The organism is Chryseobacterium suipulveris, from assembly GCF_022811685.1.
Taxonomy (GTDB): Bacteria; Bacteroidota; Bacteroidia; order Flavobacteriales; family Weeksellaceae; genus Kaistella; species Kaistella suipulveris.
This window is the reverse complement of the sequence record NZ_CP094532.1, coordinates 2,331,600-2,354,316: the sequence shown is the minus strand read 5'-3', so window position 1 is coordinate 2,354,316 and position 22,717 is coordinate 2,331,600. Positions and strand designations below refer to the sequence as shown.

Here is a 22,717-nt window from a genome sequence, read left to right as displayed (position 1 = left end):
CAGGTTGTCAAAGCAATCTCGTTTCATAGTTGTGATTTTCACGAACCTGGATCGACAGCGAATAAAATCATTTTTCAGCTTTTTTTGGTTAAAAATTTTAGGGCTAAAACGCTGAAAACATCTTGCGTAAATCATAATTTCTTATCTTTGCACGATATGGAATTCAGTGCATCTCAAATTGCAGGTTTTATCAACGGGAAAATCATCGGGGACGAAAATGCCGTGATCACGGGAGTTTCCCCAATCGAAAGTGGCGAAGCAGGCCATCTTTCTTTTGTCGCCCAGGAAAGATTTGCAGACTATATCGACTCCTCGAAATGTTCGGTGCTCATCGTTTCTGAAAAACTTTTGACCAAGGAAAGTTACTCCAAAACCATCATCGCAGTTGAAGACGCCTATCTCTCGTTCCAGATTCTGATGAACCTCTACAAAGAAATGCAGGGTAGAAAATCGGGAATTGAAGACGGCGCAGTGTTCCATGAGACTTCAGTGGTCGGCGAAAATGTGTATGTGGGTGCTTTTACCTGCGTTTCAGAAAAAGTGAGAATCGGCGACGGAACCCAGATTTATCCCCACGTTTATATCGGTAAAAATGTAAAAATCGGCAAGAACTGCGTGTTATATAGCGGTGTGCGGATTTACGATTATTGTGCAATTGGCGACAACTGCATCATTCATTCCAACACAGTGGTTGGTTCGGACGGGTTTGGTTTTCAGCCCACGAAGGACGGTTACCAAAAAATTCCGCAATTGGGAAATGTGGTCATCCACGACAATGTGGAAATCGGTTCCAACTGCAGTATCGACCGAGGAACAATCGGTTCGACCATTATTGGGAAAGGCACGAAAATCGACAACCTTATCCAGATTGCACATAATGTAAAAATTGGTGAAAACAACGTGATCGCTGCACAGGCGGGAATCGCAGGTTCCACCGTAATCGGCGACTGGAATATGATCGGAGGACAGGTCGGAATTGTAGGCCACATTCAAATAGGAAATCAGGTAAAAATCCAGGCGCAGAGTGGAGTGAATTCCAATGCTAAAGATGGCGAAATTCTGTATGGTTCACCCGCAATCAACGCAGGAGAATACCGCAGAAACTACGTGCATTTCAGGAATTTTACCGATATTATAAAAAGAATTAATACGCTTGAGCTCAACTCAAAAGATAAAACTAATGAGTGATAAACAAAAAACTTTAAAAGAGGAGGTTTCGTTATCAGGAATCGGTTTGCATACCGGTCATGAAGTAACGCTCACGATGAAACCGGCAAAAGAGAATACAGGTTTTGTGTTCGTGAGAACCGATTTAGAGGGAACTCCTCATGTGGAAGCTGACGTAAACTACGTCACAACCACAGAACGCGGAACTACGCTTGAAAAATTGGGCGTTAGAATCCACACCTGCGAACACGTTCTCGCTGCGTTGGTTGGGTGCGATATCGACAATGCGATTCTCGAAATCAACAGTGCGGAACCACCGATTATGGACGGTTCTTCCAAATTCTTTGTTGAAGCAATCGAAAAGGCAGGAATCGAAGAACAGAACGCGGCAAGAGAATATCTCGTGATCAAGGAAGTCCTCAATTATGTGGATCCGGCGACTGGATCGGAGTTGACCATTATTCCTTCCGATACTTATGAAGTGACCACGATGGTGGATTTCGGTACGAAAGTTCTCGGTACACAGAACGCGACCTTAAAAGATATCTCTGAATTTAAGGAGGAGATTGCAACCGCACGAACTTTCAGTTTCCTTCATGAGCTGGAAATGCTTCTGGATGCAGGTTTGATCAAAGGTGGCGATATTTCCAACGCGATTGTTTACGTTGACAAAGAACTTACTCCAGATACTGCGGAAAAACTCAAAAAAGCTTTTAACAAAGATAATGTCGCAATCCGACCGAACGGGATTTTAGATAATCTTACGCTCAATTACCCAAACGAGGCAGCACGTCATAAATTACTCGACGTGATCGGTGATTTGGCTTTGGTTGGCGTTAAGATTAAAGGGAAAGTGATTGCCAATAAACCAGGCCATTTTGTGAATACCCAATTCGCAAAAAAACTGAACCGCCAGTGGAAACTTCAGAAAAAGAAAAACGTTCCCGATATCGATATCAACAAAGAACCGGTGTTCGACATCAATGGGATTATGCGTTTGATGCCGCACCGTTATCCGTTCCTGTTGATCGACAAGGTTTTGGAACTTTCAGATAAGCATGTGGTCGGTTTGAAAAACGTCACTTTCAACGAGCCGTTTTTCGTGGGACACTTTCCGAAAGAACCGGTTATGCCGGGAGTTCTACAGGTGGAAGCTTTGGCGCAAACCGGCGGAATTTTGGTTTTGGCGAGCGTTCCTGATCCGGAAAATTACTCAACCTATTTCATTAAGATTGATAAAGTAAAATTCAAGAAAAAGGTGGTTCCCGGTGATACCATGGTATTTAAAATCGAACTCATAACCCCCATCAGAAGAGGAATTGTACACATGCAGGGATTTGGCTATGTTGGCGACAGCGTAGTGGTAGAAGCAGAATTGATGGCCCAGGTTGCTAAAAACAAACCCGACTAAATGGTACATCAGTTAGCCGCCGTTGACAAACGTGCGAAAATCAAGAAAAACGTCATCGTAGAACCATTTACCACCATCGCAGGTGATGTGGAAATTGGCGAAGGAACCTGGATCGGACCGAATGTAACTATCATGGACGGTGCGAGAATCGGTAAAAACTGCAGGATTTTTCCGGGAACGGTAATCTCTGCAATTCCGCAGGATTTGAAATTCGATGGTGAAGATACTCAAGTAATTATCGGAGACGGCACCACGATCAGAGAATGTGTTACCGTAAACCGTGGAACCAAGGCGCTCGGTTATACCAAAATCGGGAAGGATTGTCTGATCATGGCAACTTCGCACATCGCGCATGACTGCGTGATCGGAAACAATGTAATCATCGTGAACGGATGTGGAATCGCGGGTCATGTTGAGATCGGAGATTTTACGGTAATGGGCGGACTTTCCGCAGTGCACCAGTTCGGAAAAATCGGCAAACACGTGATGATTTCGGGGGGAACTTTGGTAAGAAAAGATATTCCACCCTACATCAAAGTAGCGAGAGAGCCGATGTCTTATGCGGGAATAAATTCCGTGGGATTGAGACGAAGGGGCTTTACCAACGAAAAAATATTTGAAATCCAGAAAATTTATCGGGCAATCTTCCAGATGAAAATGAACGTTTCTCAAGCGTCAAGCTTTATCGAAAAAGAAATGCTCCCAACTGCGGAACGCGACGAAATTCTGGAATTCATCAGAAACTCACCACGCGGAATCGTAAAAGGATACGGACCGGGGAAAGAGTAGGAGAGTCTGTGAGTCGGAGTGTAGGTGAGTTGGAGAGTGGGTGAGTTGGAGTGTGCTTAAAACCTGGAACTTGAAACTTGAAATGCGAAGCATTCACGAACTCAAATAAAAAAAATAGAAAAAATTGTGAGTACCTAAAACCCGAAACTTCAAACGTCAAATGTCAAACCTCAAACCTCAAACTTAATAAAATTTAAACATATATAGATGGCAACAAGCAACGATATCAGAAAAGGACTTTGTATTGAATACAGCAACGATATCTTCAAAGTTATTGAATTCCTTCACGTGAAACCTGGAAAAGGACCGGCTTTCGTAAGGACTAAACTAAAATCGGTAACCAACGGGAAAGTGATCGACAATACTTTCTCGGCAGGTCACAGAATTGACGAGGTGAAAGTGATCACCCGTAAATTCCAGTACCTTTATGATGACGACAATGGTTTCCACTTTATGAACAATGATGAATTTTCGCAGATCTACATCAACAAAGATATGATCGAAAACGCACAGTTTATGAAGCCGGGAGAAGAGGTAACCATTATCTTGAAGGAAGCCGACGAATCTCCACTTTCTGCTGAAATTCCTCCGACAGTTTATCTCGACGTGGTTGAAGCTGATCCAGGAGTAAAAGGAAACACTGCAACCAACGCTTTGAAAAATGCGATTGTAGAAACTGGAGCACGCGTGATGGTTCCCCTGTTCATCGAAGCTGGAGATAAAATTAAGGTCAACACCGAAGACGGAAGTTACTTAGAAAGAGTAAAATAAGTCAAATATTTTGTTTCGGGTTTCGTGTTTCAAGTTCCATACTAAAGTCAAAACTTGAAACTTGGAACCTGAAACTTTTTAAACAAATAGGAAATGATTTTTAAACATCCCCAAACGCTCAAACAAATTTCGGAGATCATCGGTGCAAAATATGTAGGTGATGAGAACTTTCCCGTGTTGGGAACCAATGAAATCCATATGGTGAAACCGGGTGAAATCGTTTTCGTGAACCATCCGAAATATTATGAAAAGGCACTCAATTCACCTGCAACGGTAATACTGATCGACAAGGAAGTGGATTGTCCCGAAGGAAAAGCACTGCTTATTTCGGATGATCCTTTTAGGGATTTTAACAAAATTAACCAGCATTTTACCAGAATCTATAACTTCACCGAAGAGCTTCACAATACCGAAATTGGAGACGGAACCAAAATACATCCTTCTGCAGTTATCGGGAATGATGTGAAAATAGGCAAGAACTGTATAATTTTTCCAAATGTGGTGATTGGTGACAGAACCGTAATCGGCGACAATGTCATTATTCAGGCAAATACGGTTGTGGGAGGTGACGCTTTTTATTACAGAAAGCTGAACGGGAATTTCGACCGGTTGATTTCGGTGGGAAATGTCGTTATCGAAAATAATGTGGAAATCGGAAACTGTTGCACGATTGACCGCGGAGTTACCGATTCTACCGTTATTGGTGAAGGTTCGGTGTTGGATAACCAAATCCAGATTGGGCATGATACGGTAATCGGAAAAAAAGTGCTGATTGCGTCACAAACCGGAATTGCAGGTTGTTGCATCATCGAGGATGAAGTTACGATTTGGGGACAGGTTGGGATGGCTTCAGGAGTGCGCGTCGCGAGCGGAACCGTTCTTCTTGCAAAATCCGGTGTGAACCGCGACCTGAAAAAAGGAACCTATTTTGGTCCGCTTGCCGAGGAATTCCGGGATTATTTAAGGAAAGAGGTGAAGATTAAGAATTTGAAATAGATTCTTTCCAATTCAAAATAATCAAATTTTATTAAGTATTTTTGTAGATATTAAAATTCAACGAATAAATTATAAAAAATAAAAAATGTCAGTATTAGTAAACAAAGATTCAAAAGTAATCGTACAGGGTTTTACAGGAAATGAAGGAACTTTCCACGCCGGTCAGATGATTGAGTACGGAACCAATGTTGTGGGTGGAGTTACCCCGGGAAAAGGTGGTTCTGAACATTTGGGGAAACCGGTTTTCAACACCGTTGCAGATGCAGTGGAAAAAGCGGGAGCCAATGTTTCCATCATCTTCGTACCGCCGGCTTTTGCAGCTGACGCGATTATGGAAGCGGCAGATTCCGGAATTAAAGTAATCGTTTGTATTACGGAAGGAATTCCTGTGGAGGATATGGTAAAAGTAAAATCTTATATTGCTGACAGAGACTGCCGACTGATCGGTCCAAACTGTCCGGGAATCATCACTTCTGATGAAGCTAAAATCGGAATTATGCCTGGTTTCGTTTTCAAAAAAGGAAAAGTAGGCATTGTTTCCAAATCAGGAACTTTAACTTACGAAGCTGCAGATCAAGTTGTTAAGGCAGGTTACGGAGTTTCAACCGCAATCGGAATTGGTGGTGACCCAATCATCGGAACCACTACCAAAGAAGCACTCGAACTGTTCATCAACGACCCTGAAACCGAAGCGGTAGTAATGATCGGCGAAATCGGCGGAAGCTTGGAAGCTGAAGCAGCGAGATGGTACAAAGCAAGCGGTTCCACAAAACCTGTAGTAGGATTTATCGCGGGACAAACCGCACCAAAAGGTAGAACAATGGGACACGCAGGAGCAATCGTAGGTGGAGCAGACGATACCGCACAGGCGAAAATGGCGATCATGCGCGAAAACGGAATCTACGTTGTAGATTCACCGGCAGAAATCGGTTCGACCGTTGCCCAGGTTTTGGGATAAAAATTAGACACAAATAGAATGAAAAAAATTGTTTTCGGAATTGCAATGTCGGCTTCCCTGATGTTGAGTGCACAGATTGATTTCAGAAGCACGAGATACGGAATCACTGGCGGAGCAACTTATTCCAGAGTGAGTAATGCGCATAATCCTTCTGGAGCGAGATATTCCGTTTATGGCGGACTCTTGGCGGTAATTCCTATTGATAGCAGCGACCAGTTTTATATTCAGCCTGAGCTGGAGTATCTTGGAGCGGGTGAATCTGGGAAAGATAAAAACGCGAAAAACTCACCCGATTATAATGCCATTTACGGAAACAGTTACATCAGCGTTCCCATCTATTTCAAAGGGTTCTTTTCGGAAGCCGAATCAGAATTTTTTGCAATGGCGGGTCCGAAATTTAATTTTTTAATAGGTCAAACTATCAAAAATGCACCGCAAAGATACACGGTAGAAGGTCAGGTGATCAACGGTGAGCTTGTACACGGTAAAGCTGCGTCATTCAATTTTGCACTTGGATTTGGCTTAGGTTATTCTTATAAAAGAAAATTGGAACTTACCGGTCGCTACGATTTGGGGTTAAGCAATACCTACCCCGGATTGATGAAGGATCCCAACCTCGCCAAAAAGAAGTCAGAACAAGTTCTGAGTGTTGGTTTGAGCTATATTTTTGATTAAAGAGATCATTTATACTAAGAAGCCCCGCAAGAATTACTTCGCGGGGCTTTTTCTTTTACTTAGTCAGTTGACAATTCCGCCAAATTAGCTCCTGATCCACTTCCACAGTTCTTTTGCGCTTGCTTTGTTTCCGTACTTCAAAATTCCAACGCGGTAAATTTTTGCAGCGATATACACCATTAATAACGTTGAAAGCAAAAGAAGAATAATCGACAATGCAATTTGCCAAACCGGTACTCCAAAAGGAATTCGTGCAATCATCGCGACCGGCGAAGTGAACGGAACGATAGAGAGCCAAAAACCAAGCGGACCTTCCGGATTATTCATGATCGTGAAGCTACCGTACATTCCCAGCATCAATGGAATGATCGCAAATAAAGTAAACTGCTGTGTTTCCGTCTCATTATCAACAGCAGAACCAATTGCGGCATACATTGAACTGTAAAAAATATAGCCAAGAAGAAAGAAAACGATAAAGACAAAAATAATCAACGGGAAATTCATATCCAGCAAGATATGTGAAACTTCGGTTGCGGTCTGCTTAAAGTCAAACTTCTGGATCATTTCGGCAGATTCTTCACCGCCCGGAATTTGGGACTGCATTGCTCCAAAACCTGTATTCAGAAAAAGTGCGCCAATTACCGACATTGTTATCCAGATGCTGAACTGCGTTAATGCCACCAAAGTCACTCCCAGAATTTTCCCCATCATCAGTTCAAAAGGTTTTACCGACGAGATAATGATTTCTACAACGCGGTTGTTTTTTTCCTCCAAAACACTCCGCATTACACGAACTCCGTAAATGATGATAAACATAAAAACAGCATACATCAAAACCATACTCAATCCTGATTTTACACCGAAAGACAAGCTGTCATCCGCACCTTTTTCATCGACTACGTTGGTTGTTTTCAAACTGAAATTCTTGTCAAGGTCTTTAATCTGATTTTCAGAAATTCCCAGGGTTTTGATTTTCTCTTTCTTAATGATCCTCGACAAATCCGCCACCAAGTTTGTTTTAGTGTCGAAACCGATTTTTTTGTTGATCAGCAGCTGAGCGTTATTTTCAAGTTCGTCGAAATTATTGTTTTTGAGCTCTGGAATGATCAGCAATCCGTCGATTCCGGTCATTTCTTTTAAGGTTGAAGTGAGCGCTCTCTCATTTTCTTTCGACACAAAAACATATTTGATTGCTTTGTCGCTTTTCAATTCATTCACAAATATTCCGCTCTTGTCGATCACATTGAAGGTGTTCGAACTCTCGTTGGCTTTAAACATAAAAGCGATCAGCGCTCCAAAACCAATCATCATAATCGGCGCCAGAAGAGTGAGAATGACGAAGGATTTTTTCTTGACCTGCGTCAGATATTCGCGGCGGGTAATCAGAAATATATTTTTCATAAATTTTTTCTTAATTAATGGTGGGTTTCGTCATTGGAAACGGCATTGATGAACACCTCGTTCATACTTGGAATTCTTTCGTCGAAGGAACGTATTTTTCCCACTTTCATCAATTCGGTCAGCAAAACATTTTGTTCGCTCCCGTTGGTAATGTCAAATGATAGCAACTGGTTTTCGGTAGAAAAATGCTCGATGTTGAACTGATTTCTGAAAACATCGAAGTTAGCGTCATTCACCTCAGAAAGAGTCACTCCGAAAATATTTTTCTTGAATTTTTCACGCACATCGAAAACTTTTCCGTCCAGAACTTTTTTTGCTTTGTTGATCAGTGCGACATAATCGCACATCTCTTCTACACTTTCCATCCGGTGTGTTGAAAGGATAATCGTTGTACCCTGATTTTTCAGTTTCAGGATCTGGTCTTTGATGAGGTTTGCATTCACGGGGTCAAAACCGGAAAACGGTTCGTCAAGAATCAACAGTTTCGGTCTGTGCAAAACGGTCACAACAAACTGAATTTTTTGTGCCATTCCTTTGGAAAGCTCGCTCAGTTTCTTTTTCCACCACTGGTCAATCTGCAATTGCTCGAACCAGTATTTTGCCTGATTCAGCGCGTCGTTTTTCGACATTCCTTTCAGTTCGCCGAAATAAAGAATCTGGTCACCCACGGTCATATTTTTATACAGTCCGCGTTCTTCCGGCATGTAGCCGATCTCTTTGATGTGTTCGGGATTCAGTTTTTTACCGTTGATAAAAACTTCGCCGGAATCCTGCTGCGTAATTTGGTTAATAATGCGGATGAAGGTGGTTTTTCCGGCACCATTTGGTCCAAGGAGCCCATAAATACTTCCTTCCGGAACGTCGATTGAAAAATCTTCCAATGCGAGTTTTTTTCCTGCGTTATAGGTTTTGGTGACGTGTTCGGCTTTAAGCATTTTTATTTTTCTTGATTAGTAAAAAAATGTGTCTAAAAGTTACGGTTGTGTTTTATGAGAACCAACTCGCTGTCTTGAATTAAAGTAAAAAAGACGGAACCGTACCGTCTTTTTCGCAGATCAAATTGGAAGTTTTTTATGAATTAAATGCTCTTTCCAAATCGGCAATCAGATCCTCTTTGTCTTCGATTCCTACGCTTAGTCGAACCAAGTCGTCGCTGATTCCCAATTCTGCACGTTTGTCGGCAGGAATTGATGCGTGAGTCATCAATGCGGGGTGATTCGCAAGAGATTCCACACCGCCCAAACTTTCAGCCAGCGTGAAGACTTTCAACCTTTCCAAGAATTTGATGGCGTCTTCTTTTTTCCCTGATTTAAAGGTGAAGGAAACCATTCCTCCGCTCTCGCTCATTTGTCTTAAAGCCAGTTCGTGTTGTGGATGGGATTTTAATCGTGGATAGAAAACTTTGTCCACTGCAGGATGATTTTCAAGGTATTTCGCGATTTCGTAACCGTTGTCGGAATGTCTCTGCATTCTCAAAGCCAATGTTTTAATCCCTCTTAAAACTAAATAAGAATCGTGCGGACCGAGAATTCCGCCGCTTGCAAACTGGATGAAGTGAAGTTTTTCGCCCAGTTCGGCATCTTTTGCAATCAGTGCACCTGCAATCACATCGGAATGTCCGCCTAAATATTTTGTCGCGGAATGCATCACGATATCTGCTCCCAAATCCAACGGACGCTGAATATAAGGTGTTGCAAAAGTGTTGTCGACTGCAACCAAAATATCTTTTCCTTTCACCAAATCGGTTACGGCTTTAATATCAACCAATTTCATTAAAGGATTTGTTGGGGTTTCCAACCAGATTAAGCGAGTTTTATCCGTAATCAGATCAGAAATTTTCGAAACATCATCAAAATTTACGAAGGTAAATTTCAGATTGTATTTTTCAAAAAGTCGGGTGAACATACGGTAAGTTCCGCCGTACAAATCATCTACAGCAATCACTTCGTCGCCGGGATTCAGTAATTTCAAAACGCAGTCGATCGCAGCCAGTCCCGAACCGAAAGCCAAACCTCTCGCTCCGTTTTCGATGGATGCCAAACTGTCTTCCAATGCCTGTCTTGTCGGATTTGCCGCTCTGGAATACTCGTAACCGGAATGGATTCCCGGAGATTTCTGCGCAAAAGTTGAGGTTAGGAATACAGGAACATTTACGGAACCTGTTGCCGATTCGTGGTGTTGCCCACCGTGGATTACTTTGGTATTGAAGTTCATTGCTGAATGTTTTTAATAATAACTGCAAAGATAGCAGATTAAGAATTGGGATGCGAAATTTGCAATCAGAATTTTGGAACTCCGAACTGTTATTTGCTGAATAATATTTGCCCGTTTTGCGGGATTGTTGTATTTTCGGCGCTTAATCTAATAAAAATTTTATCAAAGAAAAATTGATGTTGGCGGCTTTTGCTGTCAGCACAGGGAGCGTTGTTTTCGCTCAAAATATAAAAGCGCCAAACGAAGGCGAAAAAGTAACTTTTCTAACGCCGGTTTCGCCGGGAAATCAGGAATTTTTTCAGAAAGCACCGACGACTTTGTGGCAGGACAATGCCGATGAATCGTGGTATAACGGTACTGCGACGGAATTTACATTGACCACTGCAGCACAGGTTGCAGGTTTGGCAAAAATTGTGAATGCCGGAAATAATTTCGCCGGAAAAACAGTGACCATCGGTGCTGATCTTGATTTTGGGGTGCATTTGTGGATGCCGATCGGCAAAAGTTATCAGTTTCCTTTCTCGGGAATCATAAAGGGGAACAACAAAAAGGTTTCCAATATCTTCATCAATCTTCCTGATGGAGATTTCGTAGGTTTTGTTGGTCAGATGTTCAATGGAAGCATTGAGAACCTCACTGCCGAAAACGTGACAATTTCTGCGAAAGATACGACTGGAAGTATTGTCGGCAATCTTTCTACGAACAGTATCATGAACAACTGCCACGCGAAAAATGTAAACATTTCTGTAACCGGCTACAATGCGGGTGGTTTAGTTGGCGGACTTTTGACCAATTCGTCCATCAGCAACTCGTCAGCTGAAGGTTCAGTAACGGGAGTTAACCAAATCGGCGGATTGGTGGGAACACTTTGGGATAAGACAAACATTACTAAATCATATTCAAAGGGAATTGTTTCTGGTCAATACATCGTGGGTGGATTTGCAGGATTTAGTACGATGGCTTTTGGACCGGGTAGAGATAATGTAATTACTGATTCGTACACAAGATCAGATGTTTTCGCATCCTCTGAAAGAGTGGGTGGATTTTACGGAGGGCCGCAAGCAAATGCGATTACCAAAAATGTATATTCTACAGGAACTGTTTCGAATGTCACAGCAAGCGGTGGTTTCGCCGGTTTCACCCAGTTTATGACGGTAGAAAATGTTTATTCCGATTATACGAATGCACCGCTTGATGCAGTGGGAATGTTTGAAGGTCCACCTGCAACTTACGATATTACAGGGAAAACAACAGCGGAAATGAAATCTCAGCAATTGGCAGATTTGTTGAACGCATCGAGACCAACTGCGGTTTGGTATTACGATGCCTCTAAGAATGACGGTTACCCGATTCTTGATTTTGAAGAATTATTGTCAGCGTCAAATACGGCTTCAGCTGCGAAAGTTACCGTATATCCGACAGTAGTAACTGATTTGATTTATGTGGATTCCAAAGAAAAAACTTCATCTTACAGAATTGCCGATTTCTCAGGAAGAATCGTGAAGTCAGGAATCTTAACTGGCGGAAAAATCAACCTTTCTGATTTGTCAAAAGGAAACTATATCCTGCTGCTCCAAACCGGAAATCAGACAAGCGCGCACAAATTCATCAGAAAGTAGCGACGAGTTTTACCCATTAAAAGAAATGCTGTTTCATTTGGAAACAGCATGTTTTTTGATTGTAAGACAGCGATTACATTTTAATCGCGGCTTTCTGTGCAAATTCTTCCGCCATATCTTCGAGCCAGTCGGCAACGTCTTCCTCGCCGGTTGCTCTTTCATAAGTGTTGCTCAGTGACAGTAAAACCTGATGGATGAACATTTTCATGTGGTCCACCTGCATATCTTTTGTCCAAAGATCAATTCGCAATGCCTCGTTTTTTCTATCATCCCACACTGAAATCATGGTAGCTTTCGTGGGTTCTTTTTCGATTCCGCCGTCCTGTGCGTTCCAGGTCATGTTTTCGGGAACGTGGTTTTCGTCAAGTTCGACGTCTATGGTAATCTGGGTTTTTCTCATAATTCTAATGTAGCAATGTAAGAATTTAACAATGTAACAATTACGATTGGTAAATTGGTAGATTGATAAATTGTTAAATTAATTTTTTGGTTTATAATTACTTTGGTTAAAGATGTCCTGCGCATTCATTTTGAGGAAGTCGGTCAATTTTGTGTTCGGATGTTCGCTGTAGAATTTCCTGCAGATTTCCCATCCGGTGAAAATTCCGATTTGTGGGGAAGACTCGTTATCGACTTCGGTATAGAATTTTGAAAACGGTCCCGGTTTGATGAATCTTTCGCCAAGTCGAGTGTCGTCACTGAAGGCAAGGTTGTTCTCCACAAAATAATTCCAAACATTGGCTTCGTTTCCAAGTGCCCATTCGTATTGTTTTTGGGTATAATTCATTTTCAGATAGTCGGGGAAATCGGGGAGGAACGCATCCTGCAGCGTCATAATTTTTCCCTGATAAACCAGCTCGTCGATGAATTTCTGGTGGTCTGCATTTCTCGGAACGAAATATTCTGCCAGAATTCCTGAAACTTTTGGAACAATATTCTGAGGGTTCATCGACTTTTGCCAATATTCGTCCATTCCTTTGTAGTTGGGATTGTTTTCGCCCATAAATCCGGTAATGTCGATGAAAAGAAAATTTTGCTCCTGCTGATGAAAAATGGGATCCAACGCGCTTTGTAAAGCCGATGAGTAAAGGAAAACTTTAGGTTCCTTAAATTCAGGGAAGTAGTTTTTTATCCTTGAAAAAAGATCGGTCAATTCGCGGTTCAGTTTAGCCACATCGATTTTTGCGATTGCTTCCTTGTAGATTTTCTGCTCACCTTCATCTTCTCTTCTCGCTGAAAAATCTTCATCGGAAACCGTCCCCTGAAACCACGGATATTTCTGCTTAAATTGCTCCAAAGAAATGTTCTGATCGTAAAGTTCTTTTGAAATATCGGTCACTTCCACTTTTGCCGCCGGATTTTTGATTTCGGTTTTCCAATGGTTTTCGGTCTCCTTTTTACAGGAACTGAAAGTGAAAGTGATGGTCAAAAAAATCAGGAAATATCTAAAAAACTTCATTATTTTTACATCTGTTTTTGAGGTTTACAAAAATACTGAAATTAATGGAAATAGAACCCATAGAAACTGAGCGACTTATCTTGAAAGCACTTGAAAAAGATGATGCTGAACGGCTTTTTCTTTTGGATAAAAATGCGGAAGTGATGAGATATGTGGGTGTGGAACCAATAAGTGATATTGCTGAAACCCGGAAAAACATAGAAATCATACAAAATCAGTACAGAGAAAACGGAATTGGCAGATTTGCGGTGATCGAAAAAGAGTGCGGACAGCTCATCGGTTGGTCGGGATTAAAACTGATTACGGAACCCATTAACAATCGAACAGGTTTCTACGATTTGGGATATCGGTTTTTACCAGAATTTTGGGGTAAAGGTTACGCGACCGAATCGGCAAAAGCATGGCTGAATTTTGGTTTCGGGAAAATGGGACTGGACGAAATTTTCGCGCACGCTCATTCCGAAAATAGTTCATCAATTCATACTTTAGAGAAACTTGGATTTAAGAAAACGGATGAATTTATGGAGCACGACGGTTTATGCTACTGGTATGAACTCAAAAATAATTTAGAAAAATAAGAAAAGATGCAAACTGAAAAAGTGATCGACCATATCGTTTCGTGGCTGAAAGATTATGCAGCGAAAGCCGGCGTAAAAGGTTATGTACTCGGAGTTTCTGGTGGTGTAGATTCGGGCGTAGTTTCAACACTTTGTGCGATGACCGGTCTCGATCTTTTGATGATCGAAATGCCGATTCGCCAAAAAGAAGACCAGGTCAACCGAGCGTGGGAACACATGAACGATATCACCCAACGATTTCCCAATTCGAAAGCAATCAGCGTAAATCTTACTCCCGCGTTCGAGGAACTTTACAAGACTTTCGATGTCAAGGATGAGGAATTCCCCGCCGAAAAACTTGCGTTTGCCAATACCAGAAGCCGTTTGCGGATGTTGACGCTGTATTATTACGGACAGATTAATTCGCTTTTGGTTTGCGGAACAGGGAATAAGGTTGAAGATTTCGGAATCGGATTTTTCACCAAATACGGAGACGGTGGAGTAGATGTGTCGCCAATCGCCGATCTCTACAAAACAGAAGTTTATGAATTGGCAAGAGCACTGAATCTCGTGGAATCGATTCAAAACGCCATTCCAACCGACGGACTTTGGGATGCGGAAAGAACCGACGAACAGCAAATCGGTGCTACTTATCCCGAACTGGAAAAAATCCAGAAAGAGTGGGGCACAAAATCCGAATCCGATTACAGCGGACGCGATTTGGAAGTGTACCAGATTTTTAAAAGAATGAACAAAGCCGCACAACACAAGATCCAGCCGATTCCGATTTGCGATATCCCGGAACAATGGCGATAAAATTCCCCTCCTTTGGAGGGGTGGCGAAAATTTTCGCAGAAAATTTTTGACGGGGTGGTCTTTAAATACAATAAATAATGAACAGACAAAATGTAAAACTCTTCCTTTTCTTCATCATTGGTTTGCTTAGTGCATTTTTGGCAATGTATCTTTTCAACAACTATAAAATTGAAAAGAAAAATCCAGCCGAATCTTCGCAGCAAGTTCAGGTGAATGAACCTCAAAGAAATCAGGATTTTAGAAAGAGCAATTCCCGATCCGCGAATTCTCGGAATTCTTCCAGCACCGATCAGTTGGCGGAAGAAACCCAAGTCATCGCCTATGTAAAGGAAAACCGACGACTTCCAGAATACTACATCACCAAATCTGAGGCAAGAAACCAGGGATGGGTTCCATCAAAAGGAAACCTCTGCGATGTATTGCCGGGAAGAGTGATTGGCGGCGACCGGTTTTCGAACCGTGAAAAAACATTGCCGAAAGGTGACCAATATTTCGAAGCAGACGTGAATTACGAATGCGGGCACCGACAAGCCGACCGAATCGTCTTTACCAAAAACGGCGACGTGTGGCTGACTAAAGATCATTATAGAATTTTTCAGAAACAATAACTCTTTGTTTGATATTGTTTGAGGGATTTGATAAATTTGAAATTGCGCTGATCACTTTTGTCAAACCACTTCAAACCATCTCAAACCATCTCAAACCACTTCAAACAACATCAAACCACCTCAAATACCCTCAAACCAACATGAAAGAAATATACATCGACTTTACCGACATCGGCGATTACGAAGATTTCTATACCCAGTTAAAAGAGAAGCTCGCGCTTCCCGATTATTTTGGAGACAACCTCGACGCGCTTTTTGATTCCATCACGGGATTTGTGGAACTTCCGCTTCACATCGAGTTTGTGAATATGAGTGTGGAGCAGCTGGAAACTTTCGAGGATTTGCTGACGACGCTCGAAGATGCCGATGACGAGCTGGATGATTTTACCTTTACTTATTATCTGGAGCAGTATGAGGATGAGGAGTAGTGAAGAATTTTTACTTTGAAAAATAGGAAAACCGCAGGAAATAGTCCTGCGGTTTATTTAATTTAGTGTTAAATGATTGTAGGTTACAGTCCGCCCCAAGTTCCTGCCCAAGTCGGTACCGCCAGTCCATTTCCGGCTCCGTTTGCATTTGCGTTTTCAACATAAGTGTTGTCTTGCAAAGTTGCAGAAGGACTGCCGGAACTTGCTTTTACAGAAGCTTTAGTTGTAACATTGTCGAATTTCACATTAGTGATTTTTCCTGATCCGTTAAAATAAGCGACTGAAGCATCATGCTCAATGTTGATACCTGTTTTCCAGTTTGAAAGAACAACATTGTCAATGGTTGCGTAAGTTCCCACTCTTAGTTTGAAACCGTCCGATTCTCCTGAAAAAGCTGGATCCCCAATGAAGGTTCCGTTTTTAATGGTTGGGTTTGATCTTGGTTCTGCGTTGTTGTTGTCAGCATTGTTGTCGGCTTCGATACCTCTGTTGCCTATTCCATTTGCTCTTCTTTTTGTGTAGATGTTTGTTGCGGTTCCTTTCCATCCTTCAGTCCAGTCGAAAGCATCGTCTTCGTTTCCTACAGAGATAATGTTGGAAACATTCACCGTACCTCCGAAGAATTCGATACCGTCGTCTGCTCCGTTAAGGATTGAAATATTTTCGATCTTTGTTCCATTACCAACTCCGAATAAAGAAAGTCCGTTGAATTCTTTTTCACCTGTGAAGATAGCTCCTGAATGTTCAATTCTTACATAGGTTAATGAACCGGAGTTATCAGCGGCGTTGGTTCCACCATAAGTAGCGTTACCTACTTCTGCATTTGCAGTAGTCCCTTTATTGATTGGTGCTCTACCGCAAATTACGATTCCGCCCCAGCTTCCAGCTGTTCCTGTAGGAGAAGTGAAAACTACAGGTGAGCTTGAAGTTCCGTTTGCAAAGATTTTACCACCTTGTTCCACGGTAATGTAAGCAGCGGTTCCAGCGGTAGATTCGATTTTTGTTCCTGCAGGAATGATGAGTTCTCCACCTTCTTTAACGTGAACCCCACCGGTAAGTTTGTAAACCTTAGTTGGATCCAGGGTTACTTTTTCCCCTGCCTTTACTTCACCTTTGAAATCGTTGAAGTTGGCTGCGATACCTGTTAATGTTGGTTGGGAAGGAGCCGGATCGTCTTTCCTGCACGATTCTAAGGCAAATGTAGAAGAAACCAATGCTGCTACTGCCATTACTTTTAGATGATTCTTTTTCATAACTTTTACTTTTTGTTTTGATTTTGTTTAAATATTACTTTTATTAAAATTGATAGGAGACACCCATTCCGAGAATAATACCTTTTTTATGGTCGCGAACGGTAACTTCTCCATTTGTGTTATCCTGCACTCTCTTGAAACTAGGGTTCAGTAGATTTTTGCCACTTAGAGAAATGCCTACGCCGTTACTTAGGTTAAATTTCATCACAGCGTCAAGCATGTTTATGGCTTTGTCAACAAGGTTTCCTTTTTTTGCATAACCGATTGCGTAAATGTTGTCGGAAATATGCGAGTATGAAACCACAAAGTCCATCGAGTTCTTTTCTCCCCATTTTTTCTCCAGACCCAAATTTACATTCGCAAGAAAATCAGATGCTCCCTGCATTTTATCTTTTGATTTCGAAGGGTCGATTGATATGGTATATCCGTAGGAAGTGTTGGTTTCTGTCGAAACTTTTTCTCTGCTCAACTCCTGGCTTGTATTAAGGTATGTTGCATTAAGGAAAGTGTATAGTTTAGTGTTTCCCATTTCGAACAGATCCTTTCTGACTTCAACTTCCGCCCCAAAGACAGTTCCGGTATCTCCGATGTTCACAAATGAAACCGAGTTAGAGGAAGAGTTTACTGTAACTCTCGAGATAGGGTTCTGGATATATTTTCCAAAAGCGGTTATCGAAATTACTTCACCCCTCTTCGGGAACCATTCCCATTTTAGGTCGGCGTTATAGTTATCTGAAGGGTAAAGTGCCGGGTTACCGAAACTTAATTCATCAACTTCCTCATATTCATAGGGTGCTACTTCCAAAAGAAGTGGTGTTGTATAGGTTTTTGAGACTGAAAACCTCAGATTATTGCTGTCGTTAACACTGTATTTCAAGTTCAAAGCAGGCAATATTTTTGAGTATTTCTTGTCCACCTGACCCTCTTTGATTGCAGTGCTGTAGGTCATTTTCTGATCAAGGTTGTCGTATCTTACCCCTAATTGGCCGGTAAATTTCTCACTTAACTTATATTCTACATTTGCGAAACCTGCATTATTAATAACGTCAGAATAATAAGATTGCGGAGTTAGCGCCGTTTCGGGATTCCATTTAATGTCTCCACGGAAGGTTACAATATCAAATAAACCTGCATTATAGTTATTCGAGTTGAAGAAACTTCCGTAATCTGCAGGATTCAAATAGTAGGTTTTGGGTGAAGCATTAACCCTAAGGTTGAATTGTGTTGCCTTGAAGTCACTTTGCTTGTATCTCCCGTTATAGCCCAGTGTAAGTTTTAAGTTTTCGGTGAACTGATAATCTGCATGTAGATTACCTACTACGTCGTCTTCCACAAGTTTGTCGAAATATCTGTTGTTTGCTCCGGGATTACTTGCCGCAAAATAATTGCTGTCTTCTGTGAAATTGAAAACAGAGATATTCTGCATTCTGTCAGGTCTTCTGCTGTCCAATCTATTGTAGCCAATATTCCAGAATAGCTTTAACGGTGAAGTGATGGTGTGCTCACCTGAAAGTTGGTTGATAAACAGGTCATTCGTCTTGTAGTTCGCTCTTCGGAGCATTGCGGTTTCCTGTGTGCGATTTTCATTGGTGTCTCGAATGTATCCTGAATAATTCTCAAGTTTCTGTTCTGAAGTGTGGATGTAGTTGGTCACCAATTTCAGATTATGGTTCGCATTAAGTCTGTAATTAAGGTTTAGCAAACCTGTGGTGTTGGTTCCGTAGGCGAATTCAGTTCCGAAAAGATCTTTTGTCGGATTTCCTTCCATGTCCACAGATCGGGTGATGCCATCCTTGTAAGCGTAATTGTTATCAAAGGATCCGAAGCCAAACAAGCTTAGTCTTCCCGTATTGCCAATATTGAAAGTCCTGCCAAAATCGATTCCCAGTGAAGAGTTGATTGGGTTTAAAACTTCTTTATTTGCCCATGAAGTATTGAACACATATCCGTTGTTAATGAAGCTGTTGTTGGTGGGCTGAATAATCTGGGTGAAACCGAAATATTCTGGTCCGTCCTGAAGAAAGAAATTGTGCTTCTTTATTGCATTAAGATTAACAGAAGAACCCAGATTAACTTTAAAATAAGGTTTTCCGGTATAAATTTTAGAAACAACATCAACATTTGCACCCGACATGTCTCCCCATAATTTTGGGTTATATACTTTTTCGAGCCCCACAAAATCAATCATGTCGGTCTTGATGATGCTCAGATCAATATTTTTGTAAATTGGGTCGTTCGCTGGGATTGGTAGTCCATTCATCGTGGTTGAGTTGTTTCTGTCTCCAAGACCTCGAATAAAAACCTGCCCGCTTCCTTCCTGCTTTTGTGCGCCTGTAGCTTTCGTGACCGCAACTGAAACATCGCCGATTCCCTGTTTCTCCAACTGCACCGAGCCAACTCTTTCAATGACTTCAACTGATTTCCTTTGAAGGTTGATGATGTTGCTCTCGGTTCCTTTCTTGGTGGCTCCCTGAATGGTTACCCCTTCGATCTTCTTTTCTTTGTGAATGGTGTCGCTCTTTTTTTGCTGAGCGTAGATTACTGATGATGAAGCGGTTAAAAATAAAACCGCGATAGTCAGCTTGTTTACTTTCATAGTGGATTTCACTTTACTTTTTCCTCAGGCAAAGAAACGGAGATCAAAACGGAAAGGTGTTTTGCCAACTTTAAATCTTCTTTAATAAATCTTTAAGAACTCACAACGAATGTTAATTTTCTGTGAACTTTATTTTTGGCCGGATTTCGAATGTTAAATATGACTAACTTTGAGAGGTTAAAAAGTAGAAATGATTCAGAAAAAAATTCTTTTGATTGATGATGAAATGGATATTCTCGAACTCCTTTCATACAATCTCGAAAAAGAAGGTTACATGGTGTACACTGCAAACAACGGGAACGAAGGAATCGAAAAAGCCAAAGAAATCATTCCCGACCTGATCCTGCTCGATGTGATGATGCCCGAGAAAGACGGGATCGAAACCTGCCAGGATTTAAGGAAGATCAAGGAACTCAGCAAAACCCTCATCGTCTTTCTTTCCGCAAGAAGCGAGGAGTTTTCCCAACTCGCAGGTTTTCAGGCAGGAGCTAACGACTATATTGTGAAGCTCATCAAACCAAAAGTGCTCATTTCTAAAGTCAATGCGTTACTGCAGCTTACTTCACAGGTTTCGGATTCGTCGAAAACTATTGAAATTGGGGATTTGGTGATCGATAAAGACAATTTCCGCGTTACCAAAAACAACCAGCAATTCCTGCTCCCGAAGAAAGAATTCGACCTCCTTTATCTATTGGCTTCAAATACCGACAAAGTTTTCAAACGCGAGGAAATCCTCGAAAAAGTTTGGGGAAACGATGTGATCGTAGGCGAAAGAACCATCGACGTACACATCCGACGGCTCCGCGAGAAATTGGGGATCAACGCCATTCAGACCTTGAAAGGGATCGGTTACAAATTAGTTGTGTAACTTTGTGAATCCCACAAAACTGGGAATGCACAACGTATGAAGTTTCAGCGGTTCACTTTTTTTGCATCTTTGATTCTCACAGCGGTCATGTTAATGGTCGTGTACATCTTCGATTCGGTGAAAGACGACTTTTCCGACACCGACACTGAATTTTATGCCACGATCGGAATCAGTTCGGTTGTTTTCTTGGTCATCAATTATTTCGTGATCGACTTCCTGCTCAACTTTTACGGTAAAAGACAGATCCGTAAAATCTCGTCCATCCTTCCCGAAACCATTATCCAGGAAGATGAAAGCGGGCTGAATTTTCAGGAACTTGGAGAAAGGGTTTCGGAAATGAGCCAGAAAAATGCCACCGAAATCGACACGATGAAGGAAATGGAAACCTACCGGAAAGAGTACATCGGGAACGTTTCCCACGAAATGAAGACCCCGCTTTTTTCAATTCAGGGATATGTGGAAACTTTAATGGACGGTGGAATTGAAAACCTCGCCATCCGCGACAAATATTTGGAACGCATCGACAAATCGGTGGAACGGTTGCTGAATATCGTGCAGGATCTCGATATGATCAACCAGTTCGAATCGGGCGAGATTACCTTGAATGTAAGTCGTTTTGACATTAATAATTTGATTAAAGAAATTATCGACCTTCTGGATCTCGAAGCCCAGAGAAAAAATGCAAAAGTCTCACTGCAAAGCGCCACTCCGCAAGTATTTGTAAACGCCGACAAACAGAAAATTTCGCAGGTGCTGATCAACCTTGTCTCCAATGCAATTCATTATGCAAACAGGGAACAGGCAAGAATTATCGTGCGAACCAGCGTGTTGAAGAACAAGGTAATGATCGAAGTGGAAGACAACGGAATGGGAATAAAACCCGAAGCATTGCCGAGGATCTTCGAAAGATTTTACCGTGTGGAATCCAGCCGGAACCGGAACGACGGCGGTTCAGGATTGGGATTGGCGATCGTAAAGCATATTATGGAGGCACACAGCGAAAATATTTCTGTAGAAAGTACCTATCTTCAAGGAACGAAATTCCAATTTATGTTGGAAAAAAGCAACTGAGCTGTTTGATTTTGATTTGAAAGAACCTGTTGTGATTTATATCTTTGTGTATCTTTAATGAGCATTAGCGCCTTCGTTTATCTTAAAACTGGAGCAAGAAAAATAATTTAGCTTTGTTTGGCTTTGTGAGTATTTTTTTCTCACAAGGTTCGCAAAGATATATTTTTACTAAATGACCGCTTCATCATTTCGCTGTAGCGGGAAATCTTTGTCGTCTTAAAATTGAGATAGATTAGAATTGAACTTTGCGTTTACTTAGAGAAGATGTAATCAAGCTTAGGTTTATTTCAAAATTTCAAAAAAGTAACTGATTTAGGGCAGGAATTTAGCCAAAACTTTTCAGAAAAAAAGCGGTGAAAATATTTTTTTGTCCAATCTCAATTGTTTTATATTTGTAGCCGAAAAACGAATCTAAAAAAACTAACTGCAAATTCATTAAAGTAAAAATGGTTTACAAAATCCGCATCATTTTAGATACCAAAGACGATATTTTTCGTGATGTAGAAATCAAGGGAAAGCAGAATCTGTGGAACCTTCATTTGGGGATTAAGAGCGCGTTCTCGTTGCTTGGCGAGGATTTGTCTCTGTTCAACATTCTCGATGAAGAAGGTGTTGTTGTGAAAACTGTTCCCCTCGAAGATATGAGCGACGATGGCGACGGCGAAATTATGAGCGATGTGTACATCGACGAGGCATTCGAGAAAGTGGGCGACAAAATCCATTTCCAGTACGGGTTTATGGATCTTTGGGAATTCTTCTGCGAACTCGTGGAAATCGTTGACGAGAAACCTGCCGTAAATTACCCGATCACCGTTTTCCGTTTTGGCAATATGCCGCTGAAAGCGCCGAGCAAATCGGGCGGAAAAAGATCGGCAAAGAATTCTGCAATGCCATTGATGGACGATGATTTCGGAAGTTTCGACGACGATTTCGATTCAGAAGGTTTTGAAGATGAAGACGATGAAAACTACGATGAGGAAGAAGATTTCGCAGATGACAGTTTCGATGACGAGGTAGACGACGAATAAGAAATATTTCACCATAAACAGATGCCCTGAAT

General features: G+C 41.6%; 22 protein-coding genes. 15 read left to right on the top strand and 7 right to left on the bottom strand.

The features are described from left to right. Positions 1-156: 156 nt before the first annotated feature. From lpxD to MTP09_RS11000, 7 genes are all read left to right on the top strand, one after another. Positions 157-1,188 carry a UDP-3-O-(3-hydroxymyristoyl)glucosamine N-acyltransferase gene (gene lpxD, locus MTP09_RS11030; protein ID WP_243548461.1) on the top strand — a complete coding sequence of 344 codons (1,032 nt, stop codon included), beginning with the start codon at positions 157-159 and terminating at the stop codon, positions 1,186-1,188. Then, a complete protein-coding gene (locus MTP09_RS11025) occupies positions 1,181-2,578 on the top strand; it encodes a bifunctional UDP-3-O-[3-hydroxymyristoyl] N-acetylglucosamine deacetylase/3-hydroxyacyl-ACP dehydratase (protein WP_243548460.1) in 1,398 nt (465 codons plus the stop codon). The genes lpxD and MTP09_RS11025 overlap by 8 nt, the downstream gene beginning before the upstream one ends. Continuing rightward, positions 2,579-3,367: an acyl-ACP--UDP-N-acetylglucosamine O-acyltransferase gene (gene lpxA / locus MTP09_RS11020; RefSeq protein WP_243548459.1), complete on the top strand. Its 789-nt coding sequence runs from the start codon at positions 2,579-2,581 to the stop codon at positions 3,365-3,367. A gap of 207 nt (positions 3,368-3,574) precedes the next feature. Then, a complete protein-coding gene (gene efp, locus MTP09_RS11015) occupies positions 3,575-4,138 on the top strand; it encodes an elongation factor P (RefSeq protein WP_243548458.1) in 564 nt (187 codons plus the stop codon). 93 nt (positions 4,139-4,231) lie between these two features. Continuing rightward, on the top strand, positions 4,232-5,134 hold the full coding sequence (locus MTP09_RS11010) for a UDP-3-O-(3-hydroxymyristoyl)glucosamine N-acyltransferase (RefSeq protein ID WP_243548457.1): 903 nt from the start codon (positions 4,232-4,234) through the stop codon (positions 5,132-5,134). 85 nt (positions 5,135-5,219) lie between these two features. Further along, entirely contained in the window at positions 5,220-6,092 is an 873-nt protein-coding gene (sucD, locus tag MTP09_RS11005) for a succinate--CoA ligase subunit alpha (RefSeq protein ID WP_243548456.1), read from the top strand. Positions 6,093-6,110: 18 nt separating this feature from the next. Then, positions 6,111-6,767, top strand: a complete 657-nt coding sequence (locus MTP09_RS11000; protein ID WP_243548455.1) for a porin family protein — start codon at positions 6,111-6,113, stop codon at positions 6,765-6,767. An 84-nt stretch (positions 6,768-6,851) separates the two neighbouring features. Here MTP09_RS11000 and MTP09_RS10995 read toward each other — a convergent pair whose 3' ends face one another. The 3 genes from MTP09_RS10995 to MTP09_RS10985 all read right to left on the bottom strand — a co-directional run bounded on the left by MTP09_RS10995 (position 6,852) and on the right by MTP09_RS10985 (position 10,382). Continuing rightward, the gene (locus tag MTP09_RS10995) at positions 6,852-8,168 is read right to left on the bottom strand and encodes an ABC transporter permease (protein WP_243548454.1); all 1,317 of its coding nucleotides are present in this window, start codon (positions 8,166-8,168) and stop codon (positions 6,852-6,854) included. A gap of 14 nt (positions 8,169-8,182) precedes the next feature. Next, positions 8,183-9,103, bottom strand: a complete 921-nt coding sequence (locus MTP09_RS10990) for an ABC transporter ATP-binding protein (RefSeq protein WP_243548453.1) — start codon at positions 9,101-9,103, stop codon at positions 8,183-8,185. Between the two features lie 136 nt (positions 9,104-9,239). Continuing rightward, entirely contained in the window at positions 9,240-10,382 is a 1,143-nt protein-coding gene (locus tag MTP09_RS10985; protein WP_243548452.1) for a cystathionine gamma-synthase, read from the bottom strand. A 176-nt stretch (positions 10,383-10,558) separates the two neighbouring features. Here MTP09_RS10985 and MTP09_RS10980 point away from each other — a divergent pair, with 176 nt between their 5' ends. Beyond that, the gene (locus MTP09_RS10980; RefSeq protein WP_243548451.1) at positions 10,559-12,001 is read left to right on the top strand and encodes a GLUG motif-containing protein; all 1,443 of its coding nucleotides are present in this window, start codon (positions 10,559-10,561) and stop codon (positions 11,999-12,001) included. A 73-nt stretch (positions 12,002-12,074) separates the two neighbouring features. Here MTP09_RS10980 and gldC read toward each other — a convergent pair whose 3' ends face one another. Both gldC and gldB read right to left on the bottom strand, forming a co-directional pair. Beyond that, positions 12,075-12,401, bottom strand: a complete 327-nt coding sequence (gene gldC, locus MTP09_RS10975; RefSeq protein WP_243548450.1) for a gliding motility protein GldC — start codon at positions 12,399-12,401, stop codon at positions 12,075-12,077. 78 nt (positions 12,402-12,479) lie between these two features. Continuing rightward, positions 12,480-13,460, bottom strand: coding sequence for a gliding motility lipoprotein GldB (gldB, locus tag MTP09_RS10970; RefSeq protein ID WP_243548449.1), 981 nt, complete (start codon positions 13,458-13,460; stop codon positions 12,480-12,482). 44 nt (positions 13,461-13,504) lie between these two features. Here gldB and MTP09_RS10965 point away from each other — a divergent pair, with 44 nt between their 5' ends. From MTP09_RS10965 to MTP09_RS10950, 4 genes are all read left to right on the top strand, one after another. Further along, complete coding sequence (locus tag MTP09_RS10965) at positions 13,505-14,038, top strand: GNAT family N-acetyltransferase (protein WP_243548448.1); 534 nt, start codon at positions 13,505-13,507, stop codon at positions 14,036-14,038. 6 nt (positions 14,039-14,044) lie between these two features. Beyond that, a complete protein-coding gene (gene nadE, locus MTP09_RS10960) occupies positions 14,045-14,833 on the top strand; it encodes an NAD(+) synthase (RefSeq protein ID WP_243548447.1) in 789 nt (262 codons plus the stop codon). A gap of 77 nt (positions 14,834-14,910) precedes the next feature. Continuing rightward, positions 14,911-15,441, top strand: a complete 531-nt coding sequence (locus tag MTP09_RS10955; RefSeq protein WP_243548446.1) for a ribonuclease domain-containing protein — start codon at positions 14,911-14,913, stop codon at positions 15,439-15,441. A gap of 140 nt (positions 15,442-15,581) precedes the next feature. After that, the gene (locus tag MTP09_RS10950; protein WP_243548445.1) at positions 15,582-15,869 is read left to right on the top strand and encodes a barstar family protein; all 288 of its coding nucleotides are present in this window, start codon (positions 15,582-15,584) and stop codon (positions 15,867-15,869) included. Positions 15,870-15,952: 83 nt separating this feature from the next. On the opposite strand, the gene MTP09_RS10945 is transcribed toward MTP09_RS10950, so the two are convergent. Further along, positions 15,953-17,122 (bottom strand): hypothetical protein, encoded by a 1,170-nt coding sequence (locus MTP09_RS10945; RefSeq protein ID WP_243548444.1) that lies wholly within the window; start codon positions 17,120-17,122, stop codon positions 15,953-15,955. Between the two features lie 43 nt (positions 17,123-17,165). Next, positions 17,166-19,718 (bottom strand): TonB-dependent receptor domain-containing protein, encoded by a 2,553-nt coding sequence (locus MTP09_RS10940; RefSeq protein WP_243548443.1) that lies wholly within the window; start codon positions 19,716-19,718, stop codon positions 17,166-17,168. A gap of 190 nt (positions 19,719-19,908) precedes the next feature. Here MTP09_RS10940 and MTP09_RS10935 point away from each other — a divergent pair, with 190 nt between their 5' ends. The 3 genes from MTP09_RS10935 to MTP09_RS10925 all read left to right on the top strand — a co-directional run bounded on the left by MTP09_RS10935 (position 19,909) and on the right by MTP09_RS10925 (position 22,685). Continuing rightward, complete coding sequence (locus MTP09_RS10935; protein ID WP_243548442.1) at positions 19,909-20,586, top strand: response regulator transcription factor; 678 nt, start codon at positions 19,909-19,911, stop codon at positions 20,584-20,586. Between the two features lie 36 nt (positions 20,587-20,622). Continuing rightward, the gene (locus MTP09_RS10930) at positions 20,623-21,657 is read left to right on the top strand and encodes a sensor histidine kinase (protein ID WP_243548441.1); all 1,035 of its coding nucleotides are present in this window, start codon (positions 20,623-20,625) and stop codon (positions 21,655-21,657) included. A 446-nt stretch (positions 21,658-22,103) separates the two neighbouring features. Continuing rightward, complete coding sequence (locus MTP09_RS10925; protein WP_243548440.1) at positions 22,104-22,685, top strand: plasmid pRiA4b ORF-3 family protein; 582 nt, start codon at positions 22,104-22,106, stop codon at positions 22,683-22,685. The last annotated feature ends 32 nt before the right edge of the window (positions 22,686-22,717 follow it).